26 protein-coding genes are annotated in these 23,166 nt (G+C 43.9%); 10 read left to right on the top strand and 16 right to left on the bottom strand.

Features of this window, described 5'->3' with window-relative positions; translation table 11 throughout:
- From QW597_05510 to QW597_05495, 4 genes are all read right to left on the bottom strand, one after another.
- The gene (locus QW597_05510; GenBank protein ID MEM0156039.1) at nucleotides 1-876 is read right to left on the bottom strand and encodes a UbiA family prenyltransferase; all 876 of its coding nucleotides are present in this window, start codon (nucleotides 874-876) and stop codon (nucleotides 1-3) included.
- Between the two features lie 73 nt (nucleotides 877-949).
- Nucleotides 950-1,990, bottom strand: coding sequence for a N2,N2-dimethylguanosine tRNA methyltransferase (locus tag QW597_05505; protein MEM0156038.1), 1,041 nt, complete (start codon nucleotides 1,988-1,990; stop codon nucleotides 950-952).
- Nucleotides 1,991-2,533, bottom strand: coding sequence for an NTPase (locus tag QW597_05500; GenBank protein ID MEM0156037.1), 543 nt, complete (start codon nucleotides 2,531-2,533; stop codon nucleotides 1,991-1,993).
- Nucleotides 2,534-2,541: 8 nt separating this feature from the next.
- The gene (locus QW597_05495) at nucleotides 2,542-2,904 is read right to left on the bottom strand and encodes a dihydroneopterin aldolase family protein (GenBank protein ID MEM0156036.1); all 363 of its coding nucleotides are present in this window, start codon (nucleotides 2,902-2,904) and stop codon (nucleotides 2,542-2,544) included.
- Nucleotides 2,905-3,022: 118 nt separating this feature from the next.
- Here QW597_05495 and QW597_05490 point away from each other — a divergent pair, with 118 nt between their 5' ends.
- Nucleotides 3,023-3,265: a hypothetical protein gene (locus QW597_05490; GenBank protein ID MEM0156035.1), complete on the top strand. Its 243-nt coding sequence runs from the start codon at nucleotides 3,023-3,025 to the stop codon at nucleotides 3,263-3,265.
- 2 nt (nucleotides 3,266-3,267) lie between these two features.
- Here the strand turns inward: QW597_05490 and QW597_05485 are convergent, their stop codons facing one another.
- The 5 genes from QW597_05485 to QW597_05465 form a co-directional block, all read right to left on the bottom strand.
- Nucleotides 3,268-4,854 carry a DUF87 domain-containing protein gene (locus QW597_05485; GenBank protein MEM0156034.1) on the bottom strand — a complete coding sequence of 529 codons (1,587 nt, stop codon included), beginning with the start codon at nucleotides 4,852-4,854 and terminating at the stop codon, nucleotides 3,268-3,270.
- A gap of 48 nt (nucleotides 4,855-4,902) precedes the next feature.
- Entirely contained in the window at nucleotides 4,903-5,631 is a 729-nt protein-coding gene (locus tag QW597_05480; GenBank protein MEM0156033.1) for a hypothetical protein, read from the bottom strand.
- Nucleotides 5,632-5,637: 6 nt separating this feature from the next.
- Nucleotides 5,638-6,699, bottom strand: coding sequence for a hypothetical protein (locus QW597_05475; protein ID MEM0156032.1), 1,062 nt, complete (start codon nucleotides 6,697-6,699; stop codon nucleotides 5,638-5,640).
- 1 nt (nucleotide 6,700) lies between these two features.
- On the bottom strand, nucleotides 6,701-6,991 hold the full coding sequence (locus QW597_05470) for a hypothetical protein (GenBank protein MEM0156031.1): 291 nt from the start codon (nucleotides 6,989-6,991) through the stop codon (nucleotides 6,701-6,703).
- Between the two features lie 97 nt (nucleotides 6,992-7,088).
- Nucleotides 7,089-7,739, bottom strand: a complete 651-nt coding sequence (locus tag QW597_05465) for a 3'-5' exonuclease (protein ID MEM0156030.1) — start codon at nucleotides 7,737-7,739, stop codon at nucleotides 7,089-7,091.
- 334 nt (nucleotides 7,740-8,073) lie between these two features.
- On the opposite strand from QW597_05465, the gene QW597_05460 reads away from it, so the two are divergent.
- From QW597_05460 to dnaJ, 3 genes are read left to right on the top strand one after another with little or no spacing between them, the layout of a single operon-like run.
- Complete coding sequence (locus tag QW597_05460; GenBank protein MEM0156029.1) at nucleotides 8,074-8,613, top strand: nucleotide exchange factor GrpE; 540 nt, start codon at nucleotides 8,074-8,076, stop codon at nucleotides 8,611-8,613.
- 2 nt (nucleotides 8,614-8,615) lie between these two features.
- Nucleotides 8,616-10,478 carry a molecular chaperone DnaK gene (gene dnaK, locus QW597_05455; protein ID MEM0156028.1) on the top strand — a complete coding sequence of 621 codons (1,863 nt, stop codon included), beginning with the start codon at nucleotides 8,616-8,618 and terminating at the stop codon, nucleotides 10,476-10,478.
- A 17-nt stretch (nucleotides 10,479-10,495) separates the two neighbouring features.
- Complete coding sequence (dnaJ, locus tag QW597_05450; protein ID MEM0156027.1) at nucleotides 10,496-11,593, top strand: molecular chaperone DnaJ; 1,098 nt, start codon at nucleotides 10,496-10,498, stop codon at nucleotides 11,591-11,593.
- A gap of 32 nt (nucleotides 11,594-11,625) precedes the next feature.
- Here dnaJ and QW597_05445 read toward each other — a convergent pair whose 3' ends face one another.
- From QW597_05445 to QW597_05420, 6 genes are all read right to left on the bottom strand, one after another.
- Nucleotides 11,626-11,856, bottom strand: a complete 231-nt coding sequence (locus QW597_05445; GenBank protein MEM0156026.1) for a 30S ribosomal protein S17e — start codon at nucleotides 11,854-11,856, stop codon at nucleotides 11,626-11,628.
- Nucleotides 11,857-11,900: 44 nt separating this feature from the next.
- On the bottom strand, nucleotides 11,901-12,335 hold the full coding sequence (locus QW597_05440) for a universal stress protein (protein MEM0156025.1): 435 nt from the start codon (nucleotides 12,333-12,335) through the stop codon (nucleotides 11,901-11,903).
- A 62-nt stretch (nucleotides 12,336-12,397) separates the two neighbouring features.
- Nucleotides 12,398-12,520: a hypothetical protein gene (locus QW597_05435; protein MEM0156024.1), complete on the bottom strand. Its 123-nt coding sequence runs from the start codon at nucleotides 12,518-12,520 to the stop codon at nucleotides 12,398-12,400.
- 56 nt (nucleotides 12,521-12,576) lie between these two features.
- Nucleotides 12,577-13,836, bottom strand: coding sequence for an MFS transporter (locus QW597_05430; GenBank protein MEM0156023.1), 1,260 nt, complete (start codon nucleotides 13,834-13,836; stop codon nucleotides 12,577-12,579).
- Nucleotides 13,837-13,895: 59 nt separating this feature from the next.
- Nucleotides 13,896-15,134 (bottom strand): (Fe-S)-binding protein, encoded by a 1,239-nt coding sequence (locus QW597_05425; protein ID MEM0156022.1) that lies wholly within the window; start codon nucleotides 15,132-15,134, stop codon nucleotides 13,896-13,898.
- Complete coding sequence (locus QW597_05420; protein MEM0156021.1) at nucleotides 15,127-16,518, bottom strand: FAD-binding oxidoreductase; 1,392 nt, start codon at nucleotides 16,516-16,518, stop codon at nucleotides 15,127-15,129. Before QW597_05420 ends, QW597_05425 begins: the two co-directional genes overlap by 8 nt.
- Before the next feature lie 149 nt (nucleotides 16,519-16,667).
- On the opposite strand from QW597_05420, the gene QW597_05415 reads away from it, so the two are divergent.
- Both QW597_05415 and QW597_05410 read left to right on the top strand, forming a co-directional pair.
- Nucleotides 16,668-17,042 (top strand): RidA family protein, encoded by a 375-nt coding sequence (locus QW597_05415; protein MEM0156020.1) that lies wholly within the window; start codon nucleotides 16,668-16,670, stop codon nucleotides 17,040-17,042.
- A 333-nt stretch (nucleotides 17,043-17,375) separates the two neighbouring features.
- Nucleotides 17,376-17,888, top strand: coding sequence for a nicotinamide-nucleotide adenylyltransferase (locus QW597_05410; protein ID MEM0156019.1), 513 nt, complete (start codon nucleotides 17,376-17,378; stop codon nucleotides 17,886-17,888).
- Nucleotides 17,889-17,901: 13 nt separating this feature from the next.
- Here the strand turns inward: QW597_05410 and QW597_05405 are convergent, their stop codons facing one another.
- Nucleotides 17,902-19,101: a M20 family metallo-hydrolase gene (locus QW597_05405; protein ID MEM0156018.1), complete on the bottom strand. Its 1,200-nt coding sequence runs from the start codon at nucleotides 19,099-19,101 to the stop codon at nucleotides 17,902-17,904.
- Nucleotides 19,102-19,343: 242 nt separating this feature from the next.
- On the opposite strand from QW597_05405, the gene proS reads away from it, so the two are divergent.
- The 4 genes from proS to fen form a co-directional block, all read left to right on the top strand.
- Entirely contained in the window at nucleotides 19,344-20,801 is a 1,458-nt protein-coding gene (gene proS / locus QW597_05400) for a proline--tRNA ligase (GenBank protein MEM0156017.1), read from the top strand.
- Nucleotides 20,802-20,905: 104 nt separating this feature from the next.
- A complete protein-coding gene (locus QW597_05395; protein ID MEM0156016.1) occupies nucleotides 20,906-21,562 on the top strand; it encodes an HAD-IB family phosphatase in 657 nt (218 codons plus the stop codon).
- A gap of 44 nt (nucleotides 21,563-21,606) precedes the next feature.
- Complete coding sequence (gene radB / locus QW597_05390; GenBank protein ID MEM0156015.1) at nucleotides 21,607-22,305, top strand: DNA repair and recombination protein RadB; 699 nt, start codon at nucleotides 21,607-21,609, stop codon at nucleotides 22,303-22,305.
- A gap of 1 nt (nucleotide 22,306) precedes the next feature.
- Nucleotides 22,307-23,166 (top strand): flap endonuclease-1 (gene fen, locus QW597_05385; protein ID MEM0156014.1); only part of this gene is annotated, 860 nt, incomplete at its 3' end.

Below are 23,166 nucleotides of genomic sequence, written 5' to 3'. Positions count from 1 at the left end.
TCACCAGCTGATGGAAATGAGGCTAACACTTGAAATGAACTCCAGGGCGATGGCACCAACCACATACGCAACAAGAGCTGTAATCATTGCATATTTACTATATGTCTGGCTTCTCTTAGGGTTTTCTGGTATCTTGTGCACTGAAAATAAAAAGATGATATCCGCAACCAGAACAACCACAAGATAGGGATATGGGAAAATCCCAAGAAGGAAGGGGAACACCGAAATGACGACCGCGATGACAATGCTGGAAGTTGCAACTGTGGAAGCCATCCTAACGCCATGCTTCTTTGGAAATGTAATTCTGTCTGAGTCACCTCCCATGTCTTCTATGTCTTTTATTACCTCACGGGAGAAATTGGAAAGTGCCGCAAGGACGAAAAGAATTACCATGGGTGCAATCGCTCCCACGGAAACTCCTCCATAAATAAAAATAAGGCCGACAAGGACGCTAACCGTGGCATTTCCCCACAGCCCTATGTTTTTTGTCCTCGTTTCATAGGAAATAAGGAGCAACTCTGCTAACAGCACTATAATAGGTACAAATACAGAGTAGATACCTGTGACCGTACCTGGAATGATAATTACGAACGGAATTATGAATAGAGCTGTAGAATACATTTTCGCACTTTTAATTGATATTTCGCCAGAGGGGATCGGTCTGTTCGGATGGTTTATTTTATCTGTATCTTGGTCAAGGATATCGTTCAGCACGTTCCCAGCAGAGGTAACAAGAAAGACTGATATCGATGCAATCAGTAGAGCAATAAAGTAGTAAGGCAATCTGTACCCAACGCCAATGAATCCAGAAATCCACGTCGCGACGAGCCCCATGACGCCGTTTATTGGTCTGAGTATTCTTATCCAGCTATTCATCTGTCACCTGTGAAAGCTTATGATTTATTTATTGTTTTTAATGGTCTTGAGAACCACCTTAAAATAATAGCCACTAAAAAACAGAATAAATGTCTTCAATTTTGCATCTTGCCTTGATACCAGTGCTCGAGAACTCAGTTCTTCCGGCGTCAATCCCAAGGTCATTCAATTTCTGCACTACTGAATTGACCTTCGGGGTCTCCACATGCTTATCCTGGGAAATTCGCGTGAGGTCCCAGAAAAGGAGGGATTTATCCTCGCTTCCCATAAGATCCAGATATTTCCGCAGTTCCCTGTTCTCCATATTCTTTGAATCCCTGGTCATGCTAAAGATTAAGTCCCCGTCATTGAGGTGTCCCGTCCACACGGGTCCTTCTTCAATATCACGATATTTGTTCCAGAGTAGTTTGCTCTTGTTCACGGTTCCTATCTGGTCCAGAAGCCTGTCAGTCTTCTCTGTGCCCTTCTCGATCCGGAAAAAAAGGCGATAAAAATGGGAGTTCCAGAATGAGATCAGAGGGTATGCTGCCCTGTCAAATACTGCAGCTCTTTTTATTATATACGAGATAAGCAGTCTCAGCCCCATCTCGTGTCGAAAAACATCATTCTGAATAAACGCGCCATATCTTCTTCTTGTTTTCATGATTACAGAACCTGTCAGCGGGCTCAAATCAGTTGCAGTGAAGCCTATATAACCTCCCGGCCTTACAGAATTTACTGCAAAATCAGTATAAGGCACTACCGTTCCATACGGGTCAATGTCAATATAATCGAATATTTCGTTGTTGCAAGCATCCTGAAACCCGCAATTATATGCTTTCACCGTTAAGTTATTCAGCGTTATGTTCTCGGTCACGTATTTGTAAGCAATAGGATTCTGTTCCGTTATCACGACTTCAGTTGGTGTTTCAAGGGCGAGCCGTATCCCACGAACGCCTGTTCCACCAAAGGCATCCAGCGATTTCTCTGGCTTCACAGATTTAACAAAGAGTACGGACAAATCCCGATTCAGTTTCTGAGTCCTGTTATAGAATCCTGGCATCTTCTTTCCAGGCCCATTTCTCGTAAAGTTGTCTGGTACATTTATACGCGCCGATTCCTCGTCTATTATCAACTAGAGTCCTTCTTCCCCCTTAAGTACGCGTAGCACCTTAAAAGGCATTATGTTTCGATTGATTGGGGTGATGTCAAAAACTCTTATGCTTTCCAGGCTCCTGATCTCCTGCAGAACAGGATTTCTTGACTTCTTATGAAGCGTAACTATAAGCGGCTTCGTTGACTTCAGGGTTTCTTCTATTTCTTTCTGAACATTCTTTGTTGCGTTTTCAAGCTTGCCTATCTCATCTATCACAATTACATCGGCATTTTCTCTAGCTTTCTGCAAGCTCGGTACAAGGATTTCCTCAAGAATTCTGGTGTCGACGCCAAGTTTGTCGATCTTCACTCTTGATGTTATACCAGCTTCAGCGAAAATTGCCCGTTTCTTAGTGAATATGTCAAAAATTGAGTATCCAGTAAGTTTTGAATTGTCAGTTATCTCCGTGACAAGCAATCCCTGAACTTCCATTCCGTCTTTCTGCAGCATATCAATGATCTTTCTCAGCGCATCCGCCTTTATTGACCCCACGGGTCCCGTTATTCCAACTTTTACTGCCATTTTTGATCTCAACCATCCAGATGCATGAGCGGATAGTCCATTTCCTCAATATATTCGAGCCTAGCCCTAATAGAGGAATCCCCATACTTGATTTCAAGGCCCACGTTCAACATTTCACCGGAGAGGGTTATGTATTTATACACTCCCTGCCTTTTTTTTACCATCTCAAGGTCAATTTTAACTTCGGCGCTTTCCACGAATGGCTGTACCATCACACTTTCCCTGATGGCGTTCTCCAATGACTTGATATTGCTGAGATTAATCGGAACACCAACATACTGGTGGTATACAGTGCCGAGTTTTATCCCCGCTTCAAATATGGCTCTCTCCCGTTCCGTACATTTAAAATAACTGGCGGCGGGGTCGTGCATAGATACCGATATTTCTGGAATATAGATAAATATATTGATATGTAAATTTTGATCCAGGATGCACTAACCGATGGAAACAATTAATTATTCTCTCGTATTTCTGCAAACGGAAACGACATTGTCAGATAATAAAAGGATAACGGAAGGGATCAGGGACGCTGCTCGATTGATCACACTTCCAAACGTAGTCAGATTTGTGGGTCTTGCCCTGATTGTTATAGGGGCGACTTTTTATGTGGGCTGGTCGATTGTTTACGGCACATGGACAGATATTGGACTTTACTCGTTTGTCGTTCCCGTCTTCGTTTTTGGTATCCTAACGCTCATGTATGCCCAAGAGAGGTTTCCCAGAACAAAATAAACCTAGGCTTTCTTTTCATCAATGACAGATTTTTCCTTCTCTGTACAGAGTATTCTCAATTTTCTTACGCGTCCATCAGAGAACAGCAGGCACTGTGAATATGCATCATTCCTGCCTCCCATGAGGTTTTTGAAATCTACCTCACGCACTCTGTCTGCTCCAGAAATTGAGTAATTTGAAATGTTCTCTGATTTGGTTCTGAATCCAAAAACCTTAGAACTGTTAAGCAGAATAGAATGGGATCGCGGATTGAGAAAAAAGTCATCCGGATTCTGCGTGAGACTCATTACTGAAGTGTTATAGTGCCTTGAGTGCCGGACGATCATGTCCATTATAACCGAACAGGCTTCATTGCCAAGAAATATGTGTGCTTCGTCGATAGCCACAATTTTCCTGCCTGGCAGAGAAGATATAGCGGAAAATAACGAAACAAGAACGGAAACAACGGATGCCTCGTTTGACCTGTCAACAAATTGCGGAGTCCTGATGATGGTTATTGAACCATTTATATTCAGGGGAACTTCCCTTATCAACACATTGCTTGCGAGTCTTTCTATTGCTGTCACAGAATAATATGACGCTCCAGAACGTTTCAGATATTCTACGAAACCGGTAAAACAGCAGGAAGAACAGGTTTTCAGATAGTTGATTAGATCTCTCCTCAAAGGTGCAGAGTCTTCTTCTATATGATTATCAAACTGTATCAACATGGATAGTACAGCATCAGCAGAATCCACGCTGCCTCCGGATAACCTAAGCGGATCAATATAATCTCCCTTACCGACACTCACCGTAGATGGATTGGCTGCTGCGGAAAGAGAACCATATTCCCCTAATGGGTCTATAATCAGGACATGTTCCGCGTTTCCCCTGACTAGAGATCGACGGATGATCAGCTTTGACAAAAATGACTTGCCCGACCCAGACTCGCCAAATAGCAGGACATTGTAAGAATTTTCGCTGAAAATATCAATTATAACGGGCTTTTCACTAATATCATCTACACCAAAAATTATTCCGGTTTTATTCGGGATCTGCTCGAAATGAATTGGCAGCATGCTTGAAAGGGATTGTGAATCCATAATATATCCATATTTCTCACTCGTGTATGGTGGTAACAGAGCAACTACGTCATTTCGTGACATATTCTTTTCTAGCTTAAAAAAGAGTCCAATATATTTCGTTGACTCCAGTATCCTTGAAACAATATGTGAGAGTTTCACAGGATGATTAGCAGTTACAACCAGTCGAAACCTGATATCGTATATTTTCAGACCACTGACAGATTTTTTTAGCATTTTCTCAAGGGCTTCTGCATGCCTTGACAACTTCAGATATCTTGATCTGTCCCTCTTCTCAACATATCTCATCTCTGACCTTCTTGAAGCGTGCAACCTCTTGAGCAACTTATCAGAGTTATTATCCGCTATTTTTTTTGTTTCGACAGCTATACTAGCCTGAACATTTGCTGCCTCAAGCAGCGTGCAATAAAGAAAAGGCGAACCGTAATCTGAGTCAGCCAGAGTAATTATGGCATGGTTATTTTCAATCTTGATTTGCGGACCATCCAGTAAGTAACGAAACTCCACTCTTTCTGACCTGTCATTTGATATATTATCACTCTTCCTCGAAAATTATCAAAGAGACCTCCCTAGTAACCTTCCTATTTCGGAAATGTCCGACATAAATGCTATTTCTATACCAGATCTTTTCAATCCTTCTCTTAAGGTTTCACAGTCTTTCCTCAGAAGATTCATAGATCTGGAGAAGTCTATTAAGGTGTCCACACTCAACAGTAAAAAGGATCTATAGTATCTTACATCCTCAAAGATATAAGAAACCAGGCCATTATAGTCCAAAGAATCATCATCTGTTTCTTTAATGATATAACTGCTCACGTCAAGCATTTCGCTATATGCAACAAAACTAACTCTCGAGTACAGCTTGTCAATAATCGACGATATCATTTCAGTTTCAGAAAAGGATTCCTCATATGACAACATCTGAGCAGGTAAACCTTTAAGCGTTGCAATTGCGAACATTAACTTCCCTTTTAAGACTGTGCAAATGCCATCCACGCAGTCCACATGGTATTCCAGTTTTAGCGTACCGGATTTTCGTTTTAATTCGGTTCGCAAATATTGTCCGATCGTGCCCGGGAAAAACCCCTCTTCCGAAGGCATAAGAGATAAAATCACTCCTCCAACAGCAAAAATTATGGACAAAAGGGGATTGTAATGTAAAATCAAAAGGGATACCATCAGCGTTGCTATGAGCGAGGAAATCTTCCTGGCATCGATCCCACCGATTCTCGGTCTGATGTTCCTCACATTTGCCGGGATCTTATCGGTGCTGCTTCCAGTCAAGTCAAATCACCATTCTCGCCTGTATTTCAATTTCTCATCCTCGATTTTTTTCCAGTCGATGCCGGCTTTGGAATGATCCTTCACTTTGAGTGGCCCAGAGCTCCCCTTATCTTTATTCCATAAAGGATATGAAAGCATATTTCCGGCACTTGAAACACTGGAATCCCCTGACATTATAGCACGAATGTATCCTCCCTGAGTGCCGATTCCCGAGAGCACGGATCCTGCAGACATTTCGCCATACATTGACTGGAATGAGGAAAACCTGTAGACAAGGGAGTTTGACATGAGTACGGTAGGCAACAATACGGCAAGCGAAAGAAAACCTATCTGCAAGAGAAAATCATAATAGAAAATATGAACAAGAACCAGTATTATCATTACAAAGAAGGGAAGTATGGACGATTCAATGTATAAAATCCAGAGCTTCACGGGTAGTTTAGAAGTACTGTCCGTCATGAACAGAAGGCTGAAGAGAGGGAGAATCAAGGAAAGAAAGATCATAATGGCTTGTCGAACAATGAGCATGCTCATAAGGGAGAATGTTGCCACAAACAGCCAACTGAGCAAGAAGAATTCAACTAAAGAGTTTGATGCGCTTACCTGGGAAACTGGGGTTATGAGGTTTGATGATATGTTAGTGACTGACAGAAGGCTGTACCAGTTGATCGATCCATATGACCATACGGAATCAAAGGCATAAGAAGTGCACCCGATAATAAACTGTGTTATCTCCATGGAACCAACGAACAATATTACACTCACTGAAAATCGCGACACTATTGTCCAATACGCACGCCCGCTGTTGGCGTAAGAGGTAAACATTAGGATCATAGCCGCAAACACAATGGCAATCGATGCGAACTCGACATATAGATTGTTGAAGAGGAAAGAGTAGAACCCCATAAGTGGAATGTTAGACCCCATGTCAGGGAATGAATAAGAAGGCTGGAGGCCAAATTTCACCAGGAAGTACCAGAAAACACCTATTAGACCGACGTATGCCTCGTCAGCTAGGTATATTACCGCAGAGAGTACTTTTGGAATATCCGCCAGAAATGGAATCATGTTACTGACCCAGCGCTATGTAGTTGAAAATAGCGTAAATCACGCCGCTGACAGCCAGAACATAAATTAAGGTTCCTATAAGGGCATTTCTCAGCCTCCCTCTGGCTTCGAATTTCCTGTTCTCGTCAGTGCTGAAGAAACTCAGTGCTATTGGGATCCATAAGAGTGCTATGATCACAGCCGACAGTGATACTACTACATCCAGCAGTCTGGACATCGCCCCTGATAGCTGAGCCGTTCCGCTGATAACTGATGATAGAATAACCATACCAATATGGGTAAAAGATGCCATTATTATACTACATTTATGAGTTATATAAATGTATATTTACCCACATATCAGAGTTTGATGTTTCCATTTTAAAGTGGGATGTGCAATAATCAAAACCTCAGATGATCTGCCTATAAAACAGGTAATAAAAAATATTCAGAACATCTTCAGTATCTCCTTTGCAGTATTCAAGGAACTTCACTGGATCGTTCTTCCAGAGGTGCCTGATGGCCTGGCCTACATTCATACCTTCAATAATCACGTTGTCTTTTTTGCGGTTTAGATTGAGATGCGCATACCTTGGGTGTGAAACGACATCCCTTAATTTCCGAAGCTTGAAATCCCCCTCCGCCTCAAGGTCTTCAGCTATGATATACATCATATCTATTATGATTGACGTCCCGGAATAATATTTGAAATTCCATAATTGATCCGCGTAAGACAGCTTCCTCAGCTTGGTTTGAATCAGAGGTATGTCGTAACCTGTTTGATTGTATCCAATGATCACGTTTGGCTGATAACTTCCCAGAAAGTTGTCCATTTTGTTCAATATGTCTCTCTCCGACATTTCTGACTCATCCTTGGCAACGAAAACCTCAGTTCTGGGTGAAGGCACACTGTAACTGAGAGATATCGCGATAATCCTCTCATCGTTCAGAAAATCCTGTTGGGAATCAATCAGGGTTTCAAGATCAATTGAAATAACCCTTGGGTCTTTCATTGACTGAAACAATGGCTTAAGAAATCTAAACGAGTTCGGCCTGTCCATGCTGAGCCAAATGATTAAACAGATATTAAGTAACCACAAACCGTACCCATGTTCCAAACAGTGCACAAACTCTTTCATGGCAACGTGGAATGATAAAGTCTATTGAGTGAAAACTGTCAAACCAAGAGGTCGGGAGTAAACAGCCTGAAATTATGGACAACCAGTGTAGTATTACAAGAACCAACATATTTTATCGATCATCGATTTGTTCCAGATGAAGAAAGCAAAAAAGAATTCCAGAAAAGCAAATTATCTACCAGCTAAGGTATCCCTCGCTTGACGGGACAGAATTTATTACAGTTAAGTTTATGTAGAAGAACAAATATACCCGCATATGCAAACGTCCCATTCAGCCGATTCTTCTATTCTGCAACCCTTGGAGAACGATATAGAATCCAGTTCCGCGAATCGCCTGAAGTCAGCTGAAAACAGACTCAGGAGGGTGAGGGAAGAATTGAAGAAAGCTAGAACAGAGGCCGAAAGGTACAGAGATATGTTTATCAGGGAAAGGGCAGACGCCGAAAATCTTGTCAAGGCCAAGGATAGGGAGATTTCTTCAACCAAAAAGACCGCTTCTGCAAACCTGATGAAGAATATACTGCCGGTTCTTGATTCCATGGACTCAGCTATCCAGTCGTCTGAGGCAAACAGTGGATTGATTCCTATCAGGGATCAAGCTCTTAGCCTTCTTGGTTCATCTGGACTGGAGCCGATAAAGTCAGTGGGTGAACCTTTTAACCCTTATTTGCATGAGGTCGTTGCGACCACCAAAGAAGGCGAAGACGGGAGGGTGGTTGTGGAAGTGCAGAAAGGATACAAGCTGAACGGAGAAGTTCTTCGCTATGCAAAGGTAATAGTTTCAAAGAGGGAATAAATATGTCAAAAATAATAGGAATTGATTTAGGAACAAGCAACTCAGCAGCGGCTGTGGTCATTTCAGGAAAAGCGACCATAGTCCCGAGCGCAGAAGGTGTCTCGATTGGCGGAAAATCTTTCCCTAGCTACGTGGCTTTCACAAAGGAGGGAGATCTCCTTGTCGGAGAGCCAGCAAAGAGGCAGGCGCTCTTAAACCCTGAAGGTACGGTGTATGCTGCAAAGAGGAAAATGGGATCTGATTATAAGTTCAAAGTTTTCGGAAAGGAGTATACCCCGCAACAGATATCGGCATTCATTCTCCAGAAAATCAAGAGGGATGCGGAGGCTTTCCTGGGAGAAACTGTCAGCGAAGCAGTCATAACTGTCCCTGCATACTTTGACGACAACCAGAGACAGGCGACAAAAGACGCAGGATCCATCGCTGGCTTGAACGTAAAGAGGATTATAAATGAGCCAACCGCTGCTTCGCTGGCCTATGGAATAGACAAACAGGGGAAATCAGAAAAAATTCTTGTATTCGACCTTGGCGGCGGAACCCTAGATGTAACCATAATGGATTTTGGCGAAGGAGTCTTTGAAGTTGTTTCAACGTCAGGCGATACCAAGCTCGGTGGCACGGACATGGACGAAGCAATTATCAATTTTCTTGCGGATGATTTTAAGGCTAGGGAGGGCATCGACCTCAGGAATGACAAATCTGCATACATTAGGCTAAAGGACGCAGCGGAAAAAGCTAAGATAGAACTATCAAGCACGTTGACCTCTGAGATAAACCTGCCTTATATAACGGCAAACCAGACCGGCCCAAAACATCTCACATATAGCCTTTCAAGGTCGAAATTCGAAGAGTTAATCGCTCCAATTATCAAACGGGCAGAAAAACCGATTGACACGGCTCTTTCCTCAGGTAAACTTTCGAAGGATGATCTGACCAGGATAATACTCGTTGGGGGACCTACGAGGATTCCCTATGTGAGGAAGTTTCTGGAGGATTACTTTGGAAGAAAAATTGAAGGAGGGGTTGACCCCATGGAATGTGTCGCCATTGGCGCCGCCCTTCAGGGAGCTGTTCTTTCGGGTGACATAAAAGACATTGTGCTGCTGGATGTTACGCCACTTACCCTTGGAATTGAGACCCTGGGAGGAGTGGTTACGCCCCTTATTCCTGCCAATACAACGATCCCTACCAAGAAATCACAGACGTTCACAACAGCCGCAGACATGCAAACTGCGGTAACAATCCACGTTGTGCAGGGTGAAAGACCGATGGCAGCGGATAATGTATCGCTGGGGATGTTCAATCTCAACGGTATCCCACCCGCGCCAAGGGGAATACCCCAGATCGAGGTTACCTTTGATATTGATGCCAATGGTATAATCAACGTTTCTGCACATGATAAGGGATCGGGGAAAAAACAGAGCATCTCAATTTCAGCCACAAACAAACTTTCGAAGGAAGAAGTAGAAAAAATGAAGAAACAGGCGGAGGAGTTTGCAGAGCAGGACAAGAAGAAGAGGGAGGAGATTGAAACAATTAACTCCGCAGAAACCCTGGTTTACACCGTCGAGAAGACCATAAACGAGAACAAAGAGAAATTGGACAGCGGGGATATCAAGAATGTTCAGGATGTGCTGGCTGAAGCAAAGAAAGCAATAGCCGAAAAGGACATGGACAAGATTAAGGAGATTTCAGAGAAACTTACCAAGAGCATACAGGATATAGGTACCAAACTATATCAGAAGCAGGGACCGACAGAACAGGCTGCAGGAGAGGCGGGAAAGGAAACTTCGGACCAAAGTACTTCAGGGAATGAGGAACCGAAGCAGGAGAACATTTATGATGAGGAACCAAAAAAAGCGTAATATTGTAGTGAATCCAGATGCCTAAGGACTATTATCAAACACTCGGGGTGGATCGCAATGCGACCCAGGATGAGATAAAAAAAGCATTCAGGGCACTCGCAAGAAAGTACCATCCCGATATGAATCCAACAGATAAGAAAGCAGCAGAAGAAAAGTTCAAGGAAATTGGGGAAGCTTATGAGGTCCTCTCAGACGAGAACAAAAGACGGATGTACGATCAGACCGGCAGTGCAGACTTTGGTGGGGGCTCCTCCAATTTCACGTGGGAGAACTTCAGTCACTTTAATGATTTCGAGGACATATTCAGCAGGATCTTCGGAGGAAGCTTTGGTGGATCCCAGGGCTTTGGCGGCTTCGGTAATTTTGCCCAGCAGGAACCGGAACTCGACATGGCCCTCAGGATGACAGTGAGTATGGAAGAGGCATACCATGGGTCTAAGAAAGAAGTGAGATACAGGAGAAACGCCCCATGCGAGACCTGCAAGGGCACAGGTGCGAAGGACGGAAAACTGAAAACGTGTGAGACCTGTGGCGGTACAGGACAGCAGAGGGTTATACAAGGTCAGGGATTCTTCAAGATGGTTACCGTTACTACGTGCAGGACCTGCAATGGGAGAGGGAAAATACCAGTTGAACCATGCCCAGTCTGCAAGGGATCCGGTACGATTGTCAAAAATGAGAGCTTCGAGGTAAATGTCCCTCCCGGAGCAAGAGATGGATTGAGAATAAGGTTTAAGGGGAAGGGGCAGTCTCAGAACGGTTATGTCGGTGATCTCTATATCATAATTTCAGTCAGACCGGAGAATGGAATCACAAGAAAGGATGATGATTTGTACATGATAAGGGAGATTAGTTTTCCTGAGGCGGCCCTGGGAACAGAGATCGAGATCAACATATATGGTGATAAACATAGTTTACAAGTTCCAGCAGGTACACAGCCCGGCGAAATCATAAAAATTAGAAATGCTGGAATGCCGCACATGAGTAATAAGGGATCAGGGGACCTTTTTGTGCAGGTAAATGTCGCAGTACCTAAGCACCTGTCAACAAAACAGAAGGAAATTATTTCCCAACTAATGGAAGAAACAGATAAAAAGCATTTCTGGGCGCGTTAATTATAACAGATAAATTGAAACGAATAGAAGTATCAGACAGTGACAGATCCTTCCTCAATTTCACGCTGCAACTTCATTCTCTTCTTAACCACCGTTCTGGTGGCATAACCTGCTATGGCATTAAGAGTATTCTTTGATATTCCAGTTACTGAAGTCTTAAGTAACTCCTTATTCTTTGTGAAGTCCTCTGTAAATGCTTCCGCATTTTTTTCGACAATTTCTTTAGCAACTCTTTTTACGTTTGAAGACCTGATACTTCCCATATTAACCAAACCCCATCGTTAATGGATATAAAAATATATCAATATTATAGGGGAGGTGCAATAAGTACGGGAATATCGCTCAACTTTATTATTTCAGAACTTACCGAACCCAGGATCGCCTTGCTTAAACCTGATAATTTCCTTGTGCCTGTTATGATGAGGTCAGCACCTCTTTCCTTCGCAACTCTCATAATAGACTTCGGGACAGTCTCTCCCTTCGAATCCATATTCACAAACGATGCGTTGACACTTCCTTCGCCCATTACATTTTTAGCAGAGGCAATTATACTTTCAGATGTCTCTTCCTGCCTCTGGTATACGCTTGCAGGAATATAAGTATCAAAAGTTGGTGTAACACCAACCAGAGACGGCGTTACATATACAATTATGTACTCGTCAATTACCGCACTGAATTTCATTGAAAACCTGAGTGCCTGTTTCGCCGCATCTGAATCATCATACGCAACAACCGCTTTCATTTTATAAATATAGCTTTGGAGTAATTTATATTTTTCCCTTGAATCGGTTTTTTACAGATTTTTCAGGTTCTGGCAAGATTATAACTTGAATGTGATCCAAGAATCATATCTCCCATGTAGCCGTTGTGGAACGGTGTAACGCTGGTAGTAAATACCAGCCTTTTCAGCATCAGCAGTTGAAACATCCCACAGCTCTTACGAAAGGCCCAAAAAAATGAAGAATGTTATTCACGAAGAGGAATTAATCCGGTGCAATGTCAAATCTCGCTCTGGATATAACCAGATTCAGTAGCACGCCGAAAAGTGATATGATGAACATTAAGGCAAATACTCCGCTCCATCCAAAATCCGGAACCAGGAATGATGATACCAGAGGTCCTATTGCGTCAGCAGAATTAGAAATAAGTCCCATACCGAATGCGCCAGATCCTAATATGGCAACAGGGAACACATTCCCAGCTGAAGCCCAATAATTTGGCGGGAACATCATAAGTAATGCGCTAAAGGAAACTGCAAGAACCAACCAGTAGAAGGAAATTCCTCCAACAGTTACCATGAGAAGCGCACCCGCTCCCATGAACATATCTGCAATCGTCATTATTCTCAACCTTGAATTGAAAATCTGTCTGTTTGAATTCCCAAGTCCTGCCCATCGATCACCTAAAATTCCGCCTGCAAAAGCGGCTGCGAATCCCACTAGTCCCCAGATTATCACGATCTCCGTTGCTTGAGAAGTTGTGTACCCGAGGTGCTCTGAAAATGTTGACATATACCCGCCAAGGCTGAAAAGTACCCATGTTACAGGAACCTGTATAATTCCCATGATCCATGTCATGGGATTCTTCCACGCACCTTGATGTTTTACTGATTTAGCCTTCTTTATGAGGTCTAACTGTGACTTTGAAGACCTTGCAAGAGAAAAATATACTGCGGCACCGGCGATCATCACCACACCCGTGATATAGTATGTTATCTGCCAGCTCATGGAACTGAACACACCTGAAAGTATGCCGCCAGCGGCACTTCCCAATGTTATAGCACCTAGGGTAAACGAAAGGGACCTACCACGTTCAGACGATCTGAACCACCCTGAAAGCTGAATGGAGAACAGGGCGAGCATCATGATCATGAAGCCCTGGAAAAACCGCAGCGCAGTTATCATATATATGTTGACAGAGGATGGGATCAGGAACTCAGGAACTATCAAGCAAACCTGGGCAACTATTACCCCAGTGCCTATTCTGGTGTCAAAGATTCCACCGTGACCGATGAAGAATGCAATGAAAAGGCCAATGGAAAATGCGTCTACACCGTAAACAGTGAGAGTGTTGCTGTTGACACTCATGCTCTGAGCAATTGACGGAGCTACAATGCTGAAAGCAGACAGCGATATGAAACTGGTAGTCATGACAATGCCGGAAATCGTAGCCATTACCCATCTGTAAGAGGATTTTTGTTCTGGTGTCAAGAATGCTTCCGCAATCGTCTCCTTTTGGGTCATCTTAAATCATGCAGTAATTGGACTATTAAATAAAAAGCATTACCAGAATATTATCATTTTCATAAACTTTCCAGCAGGTACTGAGACAGATCGGTGATGCTTCCATCTTTGTTGAGGTTGACATAACAGATTGGACACGCAGTAACAATATTATCTGCCCCAGCGGCTTTAAGCTGATCAAACCTCTTTTCAGAAATATTCTTTGTTAGATTACCAAACATGAGTTCTGCAGGGCCACCACAGCACAAAGTATGCTTTCCGCTTCTTTCGGGATAAATCACGTCTGCAACTCTCCGGAGGATTTCGGTTGGCTTCGAATAAGTATTATTCCTCAGTACAAAATGACAAGGTTCATGTAAGGTAACGGTACCGCGATTATGCGAAAACCTAAGATCATTAAGGTAATCAAGGTAATGAACGACTTCGAAATCAAAATCCTTGAAGTTTTCCCTGTACTGATTATTCAATATATCATATGTGTGCGGATCAACAGTAATAATGGTTCTGACCCCATGATTCCTGAAGAGTTCGATTACCCGCTTTCCATATTCCAGAAACTTTTCCTTATAACCCAGATCGTATATGAATGTACCAGGATAAGGCTCTTCTTTCCCAAGATAATTGAAATCTACGCCAGCCATTCGCAATAGCTTGTATATGCTTTTAAGGAAACCATTGACACGATACTGTGTTTCACGATTTGCCATAGATCCTGTAATTTTTATCAGTGTGGTGTGATTTGCAACAACGCCTGCCAGAAGTTCTGCCAGTGAACCCATGTATCTCTGCATCCTACTGAGTGACTCACTGAATGCCATGAGCTGATACATATTGCCGGTGTAAAGCAGGGTATCAGAATTGTGGTTGAACTCAAGACCATCAGCCCAGTCAGAACACTTTTCCCTTACTCCAAGGGGATTTCCATACCTCATAGTAGCTTCAACAACCATTTTCGCGAAATTGTTCTCCTTGCTACCGGTGAATTCTCCAGAGCCAGCAACAATCTCCCTGCCGATCTCACTCACTATACCAGCATTAACGCCCGCAGGGCAAACTTGCAAGCAGGCGAAGCAGTCCAGGCATGAATAGAATGATTCGGACATATCCAGTTCGCTCCTTCCGTTCCTCTTCACGTCATCCACAAAAGCCTTACCAAGATCGACTCTGCCTCTTGCGCCGATAATAGCATTGAAGCCTGACGATGGGAGGGTCGGGCATACGCTCTCGCAGAAACCACAATTGACACATTTCTGCACCTCCGCATTCATTTCTGCAACGAGTTGATCGAAGTCAGTCAAAAATTTTCCCCCGGTTCAATATGTTATTGGGATCGAAGACTTCACGCATCCTCCTCATGAGCGTTATGCTAAATTCCGAGTCCCTGGCACCGAGTTCCATCTTCAGCAGTTCTTTCTTCTCGATGCCTATTCCATGTTCCGCAGATACCGATCCACCGTGATTCAACGCAATTCTTCCCAGGGACATCTGAAAAGCGTCAACACGTTTTCGGATCTCCTCGCGTCCCATGTCAGCGAATATATTTGCATGCACATTTCCATCACCAATGTGACCGAAGAACACAACCTTAAGCCCGTGGTCGTCCGCGGCCTCCCTGAACTCATCCAAAGCGTCTGGTAGCTGAGAAACGGGCACAACGACGTCGCCAATCACTACGCTTTGCTCTGGAGAATCGCGTTGGCTCAAAGAGGATGAATACAGCCCTTTGCGTGCTTCATACATTTTCTGCATCTCGATCTTATCTCTTGTGGTGATCATGTAGACCGGCATGCTCTCTCCTATTATAGCAGCTGCCCGATCAAGAACGCGATCCATGGATTCTGAGCTTGAAGCAACATCTACTAGAAGTAGATACTTTGCCTCTTCTGGAAACTTCATCCCCTTTGCCCTGGTGATAGAATCCATTGACATTCTGTCCATGAATTCTGCAACATAAGGGATAATGCCCCTTGACTTCAGTTCAGAAATAGCGCGGCCAGCTGCCCTTATGTCCCTGAAGTACGCTAGTATTCTCCCTGTCTCCTCCGGCAGGGGCCAGATCTTCAGGATAGCCTTCGTTATGACGCCAAGAGTCCCCTCGCTGCCAATCATCAGGCCAGTAAGGTCATAGCCCTTGCTCCTTTTGAGAGTGTATCCTCCGGTTTCTATGATCTCCCCTGTAGGGAGAACTACCTGAAGCCCAAGTACCCACTCCTTCGTCGTGCCATAGGTAGCAGCTCTCAGCCCCCCAGCATTTGTACATATTGTACCTCCAACGGTTGCGGAAATGGAACTGGCCGGATCCGGTGGATAGAAGAATCCAATACTGCTCAGCCGGTCGTTAAGCTCGTCCAGTCTCACTCCAGATTCTGCAACCACAACATTGTCAGATGGCCTGATCTCAAGGATACGATTCATTCTGGCGACACTTATTACAATGCCGCCTCCATCCGGCACTGATGAACCGGTCAGCGAGGACCCGCCGCCCCTTATTGTTACATGGGACTTGTGCTCATTGCATATCTTCATAACCTTGGAAATTTCTTCAGCACTGGTCGCCAGAACAACGGCATCCGGAAGTTTACCTTCGAAATATGAGGCGTCCCTCATGTAAGGCAAAAGCTCCTCTTTCTTGGTCAGCACGTCTTTACCACAAGCTTTCTCAAGTTCTTCCACCAGCTTCATAATGAACACATGTAAATTCTGTGGGGATTAAATATGTATCAGTACGCATTATGCACGCGTGAAAAGAAATGGGTGGTTTCGAAACATAAAGTGACTGCATTTAGTATTTTACGGCTATACGTTTTTATAAATCTATCCACTATTTATTTATGTTAAAAACAAAAGCTATAGATCTCCCGGATCTTCCTAAGGGTGGCCCCTATTCACATGCCGTGATTTCTGGTGGGTTTATCTTCGTTTCGGGTCAAACGGGCAATGCTCCGGACAGAGAAACAGATTTTGTGGAACAGTTCAGAAGTGCCATGGACAAGATAGAAAAGATTCTGAAGGAAGCGGGGGCTTCCCTGGAGAATACAGTGAAAACTACAGTGTATATCTCCGAAGCTAAATATTTCAGAGATATGAATAATCTTTTTGGAAAAACGTTCAAGAAGTCGCCACCGGCTCGAACTACCATAGTTTGTGGCTTCGTAACGGATAAAGTACTTGTTGAGATAGATGTCATAGCAGCAATGCAGCAATAAGGAGAGAACTTACAGAACTAAAGATTGTAAATTGTTTTCGTGACTATACAAAGAATAAATTCCAGGTTTGCCGTTGAATTGTTATACGCATACGAAGATTCGGCTAGATTTTGTTATTTACCATTACAGACCGCATAAGTGACGGTAAACATGGAAATGATTGACGCAGACAAAGATTCAGAAAAAAATTATACAGCCCTATTCTGAAAATATCATAAACATCAACTGAACCAAACTAATTGAAAGTAAGTATGCCCGAACATATTATTGGGCATGAATTTTTATTCCATTCAATTCTGAAACTTTTATCTACGTACTGAATATGTAAGGGAAATGAGAGCTTTCATCGTCGGAAGATTTCAGCCTTTTCACAGAGGGCACCTGGAAGTAATAAAGGAAATACTTAAATCGAATAAATCCCTGATTATAGGTATAGGAAGTGCCCAGTATTCTCACACACTCGAAAACCCATTTACAGCTGGAGAGAGGCATCTCATGATTTCTACATGCCTCGAGAGGGAGAAGATTTACGATTTCTATCTCGTTCCAATAGAGGATGTAAACTCAAACCCACTCTGGGTAGCCCATGTCGAATCCCTCACGCCTAAGTTCAACAGGGTGTACAGCAACAATCCCCTAGTTAAAAGGCTATTCAGCGAGAAAGGATACGAGGTAAATTCTCTTGAACTGATTAACCGCAGCAACTGGTCTGGCACAAGGATCAGGGAGAAAATGCGCAACGGAGATTCATGGGAATCAGATGTGCCTGACAGTGTCAGGGAAATAATAGAGGAAATAGACGGTGTCCAGAGGTTGAGGGACCTGTCCAAGTCCGATGATGAATAAACTTCATTTATTTTTATTGATAGAGCATTACCTCAAGGGTTTCTCTGTCCCTCTTTATGTTGCTGATCAAGCAATATTCGTCAGCCTGATGTGCCACTTCGTCAATGGTAGTTGACCAGACCACAGCCGGTATCCCAATTTTTCTGAAGAAAGCTGCGCATGTTCCTCCGCCAATTCCAACTATTCTTGGGGTTCCATTTCTGGTTGCAGCAATTGCGGCCTTAAGTTTCTGGACTACCTCGGCATTCTCACTTGTAGGAACAGGGGCTTGCTCTTTCTGGGAGAATGAGTAAGTAATTTTTGCAGGGCTCTTTTTTTCAAATTCCCTGATAATCCTGTCTATATTGTCAATGACATGGTCTATGTCGAATTCTGGAAGTATCCTGCAATCAAGGTACATTATTTCAGTTCCCGGTATGGTGTTGATGTTGTCCACGTTTTTTTCTCTCTTTGTTGGTTCAAAGGTAGAATAACTGGGCGAAAAAAGGGGGTTCTGCTTACTGTAATTATTGTGTAGAAATTCATCAAGTTCAAGCATGAACTTCATGCCCTCTCTGTTCGCGTTGATCGCTTGAGCTGGCATGCTGGCATGATACTGTTTTCCCTGGACTTTGAATTTAATCCAGAGTATGCTCTTTTCAGCTATTTCAATGTCCAGTCCATCCTTAGCACCAGCGTCGGGAACCATCAGGAGGTCGTCTTTCCTGAAAATGTCCTGGTCAATAAGGTGCTGTATGCCGTATTTGCTCCCCATTTCCTCGTCTGCTGCGAATGCAAGTCCCAAATTATACTTAAGGTCATTCGCTCTCAGATGTTTAAGAAGTAGGAAAGATAGGAATACTGCCTGTCCATCATCTGAAGTGCCTCTTCCATAAATCCTGTCACCGTCCATCGTAGCCTTAAATGGATCATGAGACCACAGTGCCCGGTCCCCATCAGGAACCGTATCGATGTGCGATATCAACCAAAGCGTTTTTGCTTTATTCCCAACTTTCAGTATAACGCTTGATCTTTTGACATCGTGTCCATCCTGCACATCATATCTCTTGTAATCATGATAACCCATCTCATCAAGCATTGTACATATCTCATCAGCCCTGAGTGACTCCCCTTTTCCCCCGGATTCAGGAGAGATTGCCTGAATTGGTATTAGTCTCTTTGCAATGTCAACTATGAACCCCTCATCACCGTTTGCGACAGTAGACTTAGCCATGGCAATATATCGTTTACATGTATATTTTCTTTGAGCAGGGAGTTATGGCATCAGTAACGAAGCTTTAAATGCTGCATGGAAAAACTTTGGGATCAGGTATGCTTCAGCTGGCAGCCCATATGATTGGGATTATAGAAGCACCGCCTTGAGAAAATAGCAATTATCAGATCCATCCGGGGTAATGCATCGGGAATATCGTAATATCTAAATTTAACCTGGCAATTGACTGCAAGGTAAAAACATTGGATGCTGCGAATTCTGACGAGAAGAGTATAACTGTGAAGAAGTCTGAGAATTTTTCAGAGTGGTATACACAGGTCATAACAAAATCGGAATTTGTTGATTACAGTTCTGTATCTGGAATGATCGTTTTCCGGCCGGATGCTTATTTTGCGTGGGAAGCCATAAAGCGGGCCGTAGATGAGAGGCTTAGAGCCGACGGGGTTCAGAACGTGTATTTTCCTATGCTCATTCCCGAGAAATTGCTGGACAGGGAGAAAGAACACATAGAGGGCTTTTCCGCAGAAGTTGCCTGGGTCACTCAGGGGGGAAAATCTCAGTTGGAGGAAAGGCTGGCAATAAGACCAACCTCAGAGGCCATAATGTACGAGAGCTATTCAAAGTGGGTGAGGTCATGGAGAGACCTTCCCATAAGGCAAAATCAGTGGAACTCCGTCATTCGCTGGGAGTTTAAGCATCCCACGCCTCTTCTCAGAAACAGGGAATTCCTGTGGAACGAGGGGCACAGTGTCTTTGCTACAGAGGAAGAAGCAATTGCTGAAAGAGACAGAATCCTTGGAATTTACAGTGAAGTGCTCAGGGACTATCTTGCCATTCCAGGTATCGTGGGAAGAAAAACAGATACAGAGAAATTTGCCGGGGGACAGGCAAGCTACAGTATTGAGCATCTTATGCCGGACGGAAAGGCGATACAGGGTCCGGATCATCACCAGGATGGTCAGAACTTCGCCCGTGCATTCGACATTAAGTTCCTGAACAGGAACGAGGAATACAGCTATCCATTCCAGAATACATACGCTATCACGACTAGAGAACTCGGTGTTATTGTCCTACTCCATGGTGATGATAAGGGTCTCGTGATGCCACCAAAATTGTCTAGAATTCAGGTAGTCATTGTGCCAATTTACAGTCGCCAGAATCGAGAAGCTGTGCTAGATTACTGCATGAAGGTAAGGGACTCCCTCTCAGATAAATTCAGGATTTATCTCGATGACTCAGACGAATACTCCCCTGGCTGGAAGTATAACGAATACGAACTTAAGGGAGTGCCATTGAGAATTGAAATAGGGGCAAGGGAACAGAAAGGAGAAAGCCTGACAGTTGTGAGAAGAGATACTTCAGAGAAGTCTATAATCCCGATTGCTAATGCCGGAAACAGGGTGTCAGAACTAATGGACAGCATTCATAACAACCTTTACAGGAGAGCTCTGGAGTACCTTAAGTCTCACATCACTAAAACAGATGATTATGCCGAATTAAAAACGATCATTGGCGGAAAAGGTGGTTTTGTCCAATCCCCATGGTGTGGATCGGCTGAGTGCGAGGCGAAGATAAAGGATGAAACAGGTGCAAAAGCTACCAATATGCCGCTGGATGCGCAGGGCGATGTCCAGGGCAAAAAGTGCATATATTGTGGTAAGGAGGCACGGCACATTGTCAATTTTGCGCGTTCCTATTGAACAAATATTCAATGTTTCATATAACCGCGCAGAAATGGTAGTGGTATTTTGTGGTGGCTTAAGATCAGCAACTTATTTGCTAAATGAAGGCGTGAACTGGAAAAATGGCTCTCTCTGATTTTGATCTGTTTGTCTTCGATATGGACGGCGTCCTGACTCTTGATTCAAGCAGCTGGAACTATGTGCACAGGAGATTCTCCGTGGATAACAGCAATCTGAGGCAGAGATTTGAGGATGGAAAAATTACCTATGCGGATTTCCTCAAAGGAGATGTTAAGCTGTGGATTGAAAAGAGAGGCAGGGTATCTAAGGAAGAAGTGATCTCGATCCTTATGGAGATACCAATGACCGGAGGAATGGTACAGGCCATAAGCAGCCTTAAGTCAGAGGGTAAGAAGGTTGCCATAGTGTCCGGTGGCATATCCTGGTTGGCGGATATTGTTCAGTCAAATGTGAAGTTCGATCATGTAAATTCCAACCACATTTTTACGGACAAAAATGGCTTCCTCGTACCAGACGGAAAGATTGAGGTTGATTTCAAGCGGAAGGACCTCAACGTAAGAGAACTGCGGAAAAAGTACTCCGTTCCAAGGGAAAGGACCGTCTGCATCGGTGACTCACTCGATGACCGGTCTATGTTTCGGGAGGCCGGGTATTCCATAGCCTTTAACCCAAGACACGAGGATCTCTCCGGTTATGCTGATACCCAGGTTAAATCCGCTGATCTCAGGGATGTAGTCAGTGCCGTTCGCCGGCTCTAAAATATCTAGATTTTCTTTTTATATTGTTTACACATGTCAACACGATGGACAGGGTCGAGATCGGTGATCTACAGCAGAAACTTCCCCTTGGAGTCGGGTGCATTGACAAACTCCTTGCAGGTGGCATCGAGAATAGTGTCATAACAGAGATATATGGCGAGGGGGGTTCTGGAAAAACCAATCTTGCCCTTCTCTTTTCAATTTCCTGCACCAAACTTGGAAAGCGTGTGATATTCATAGATACGGAGGGAGTATCACCAGATAGGGTTCTCCAGATTTCCGGCGAAAATGATCAGTACAGGGAAAATCTGATGATCTTCAGGGCCCGCAGTCTGGAAGACCAGGAACTCGCACTTATGAGAAGCGAAAGGCTGATTGAGAAATACGGCAATGTCGGCCTGGTCGTCATCGATTCATTCACAGAGTATTTTCGCCTCGAGAAAACAGCAGATGCCGCAGCAAGGATTGCCGGATTTCAGAAGCAACTCTCACATATCTCGCGGATTGCGGTCAAGTTTAAGATACCCGCGCTGATCACGAACCAGGTTTACCAGGATATTGATAGCGGTTCGTTGCAACCATTCGGTGGGTATGTTATCAACCACGCAATGAAAGCGATATTCGAAATTACAAAAATCGGAAACGGGAAACGGCGGTTCACGGTGATAAAACACAGATCAATAGCAGAGGGCGTATTCGCTGATTTCCGAATAGTAAGCTATGGAATAACCTGCGAGGCATAAAATGGGAGTGAACATCTCTGATATTGTGCAGAAACATACAACAAACCTGAAAGAACAGTCAGGTGCCGTGGTCGCTGTAGACGCCTACAACGTGATTTACCAGTTCCTCAGCGGAATAAGGGAATATGATGGCAATCCGCTTAAAGATTCCCACGGAAGAATTACCTCACACCTCTCTGGGATATTCTACCGTAACATCACGATGATGGAACAGGGTATTAGACCCATTTATGTGTTTGACGGCAAGCCATCCCATCTGAAGAACAGAACTCTGGAGGAACGGAGACTCATAAAGGAAAAGAATTATCTTGAGCTTCAAGCAGCCATAGAGGCTGGTGACGAGGAAAGGGCTAGGTCACTATCCTCTAGGATCAATTATGTCACAAGAGAGATCACGGATGAGGCAAGGGAGATCCTAGGATATATGGGGCTCCCATACATAGATGCCCCCTCGGAGGGAGAGGCGCAAGCGTCCGTCATGTCCAGGCTAGGGCTCGTCTCAGGCGTCGTCTCGCAGGATTATGACTGTCTCCTGTTTGGTGCCAGGCGCGTGTTCAGAAACTTCACCATGTACGGCAGGCGGAAGGTACCTGGAAGAAATCTTTATGTCAACGTGAATCCTGAATATATCGATCTTAGCGAAGTTCTGGAAACGAACCATATCTCACTTCAACAGCTGATAGATATAGGAATCCTGATCGGGACTGACTTTAACCAGGGGTTACCAAGGGTAGGAGCCAAAACGGCTCTAAATCTCATTAAAAAATTTGGCACAATCCATGCAGTGTTGAAGGAGAGAGGGTTGGAGATAGAGAACGTTGATGAAATCCGCGCTTTTTTTGTATCACCACCATCGATTCA

It is taken from the genome of Thermoplasmataceae archaeon (assembly GCA_038729425.1).
Classification (GTDB): domain Archaea; phylum Thermoplasmatota; class Thermoplasmata; order Thermoplasmatales; family Thermoplasmataceae; genus B-DKE.
The sequence above is the reverse complement of the archived record's forward strand: the minus strand, read 5'-3'. Positions and strand labels throughout refer to the sequence as shown.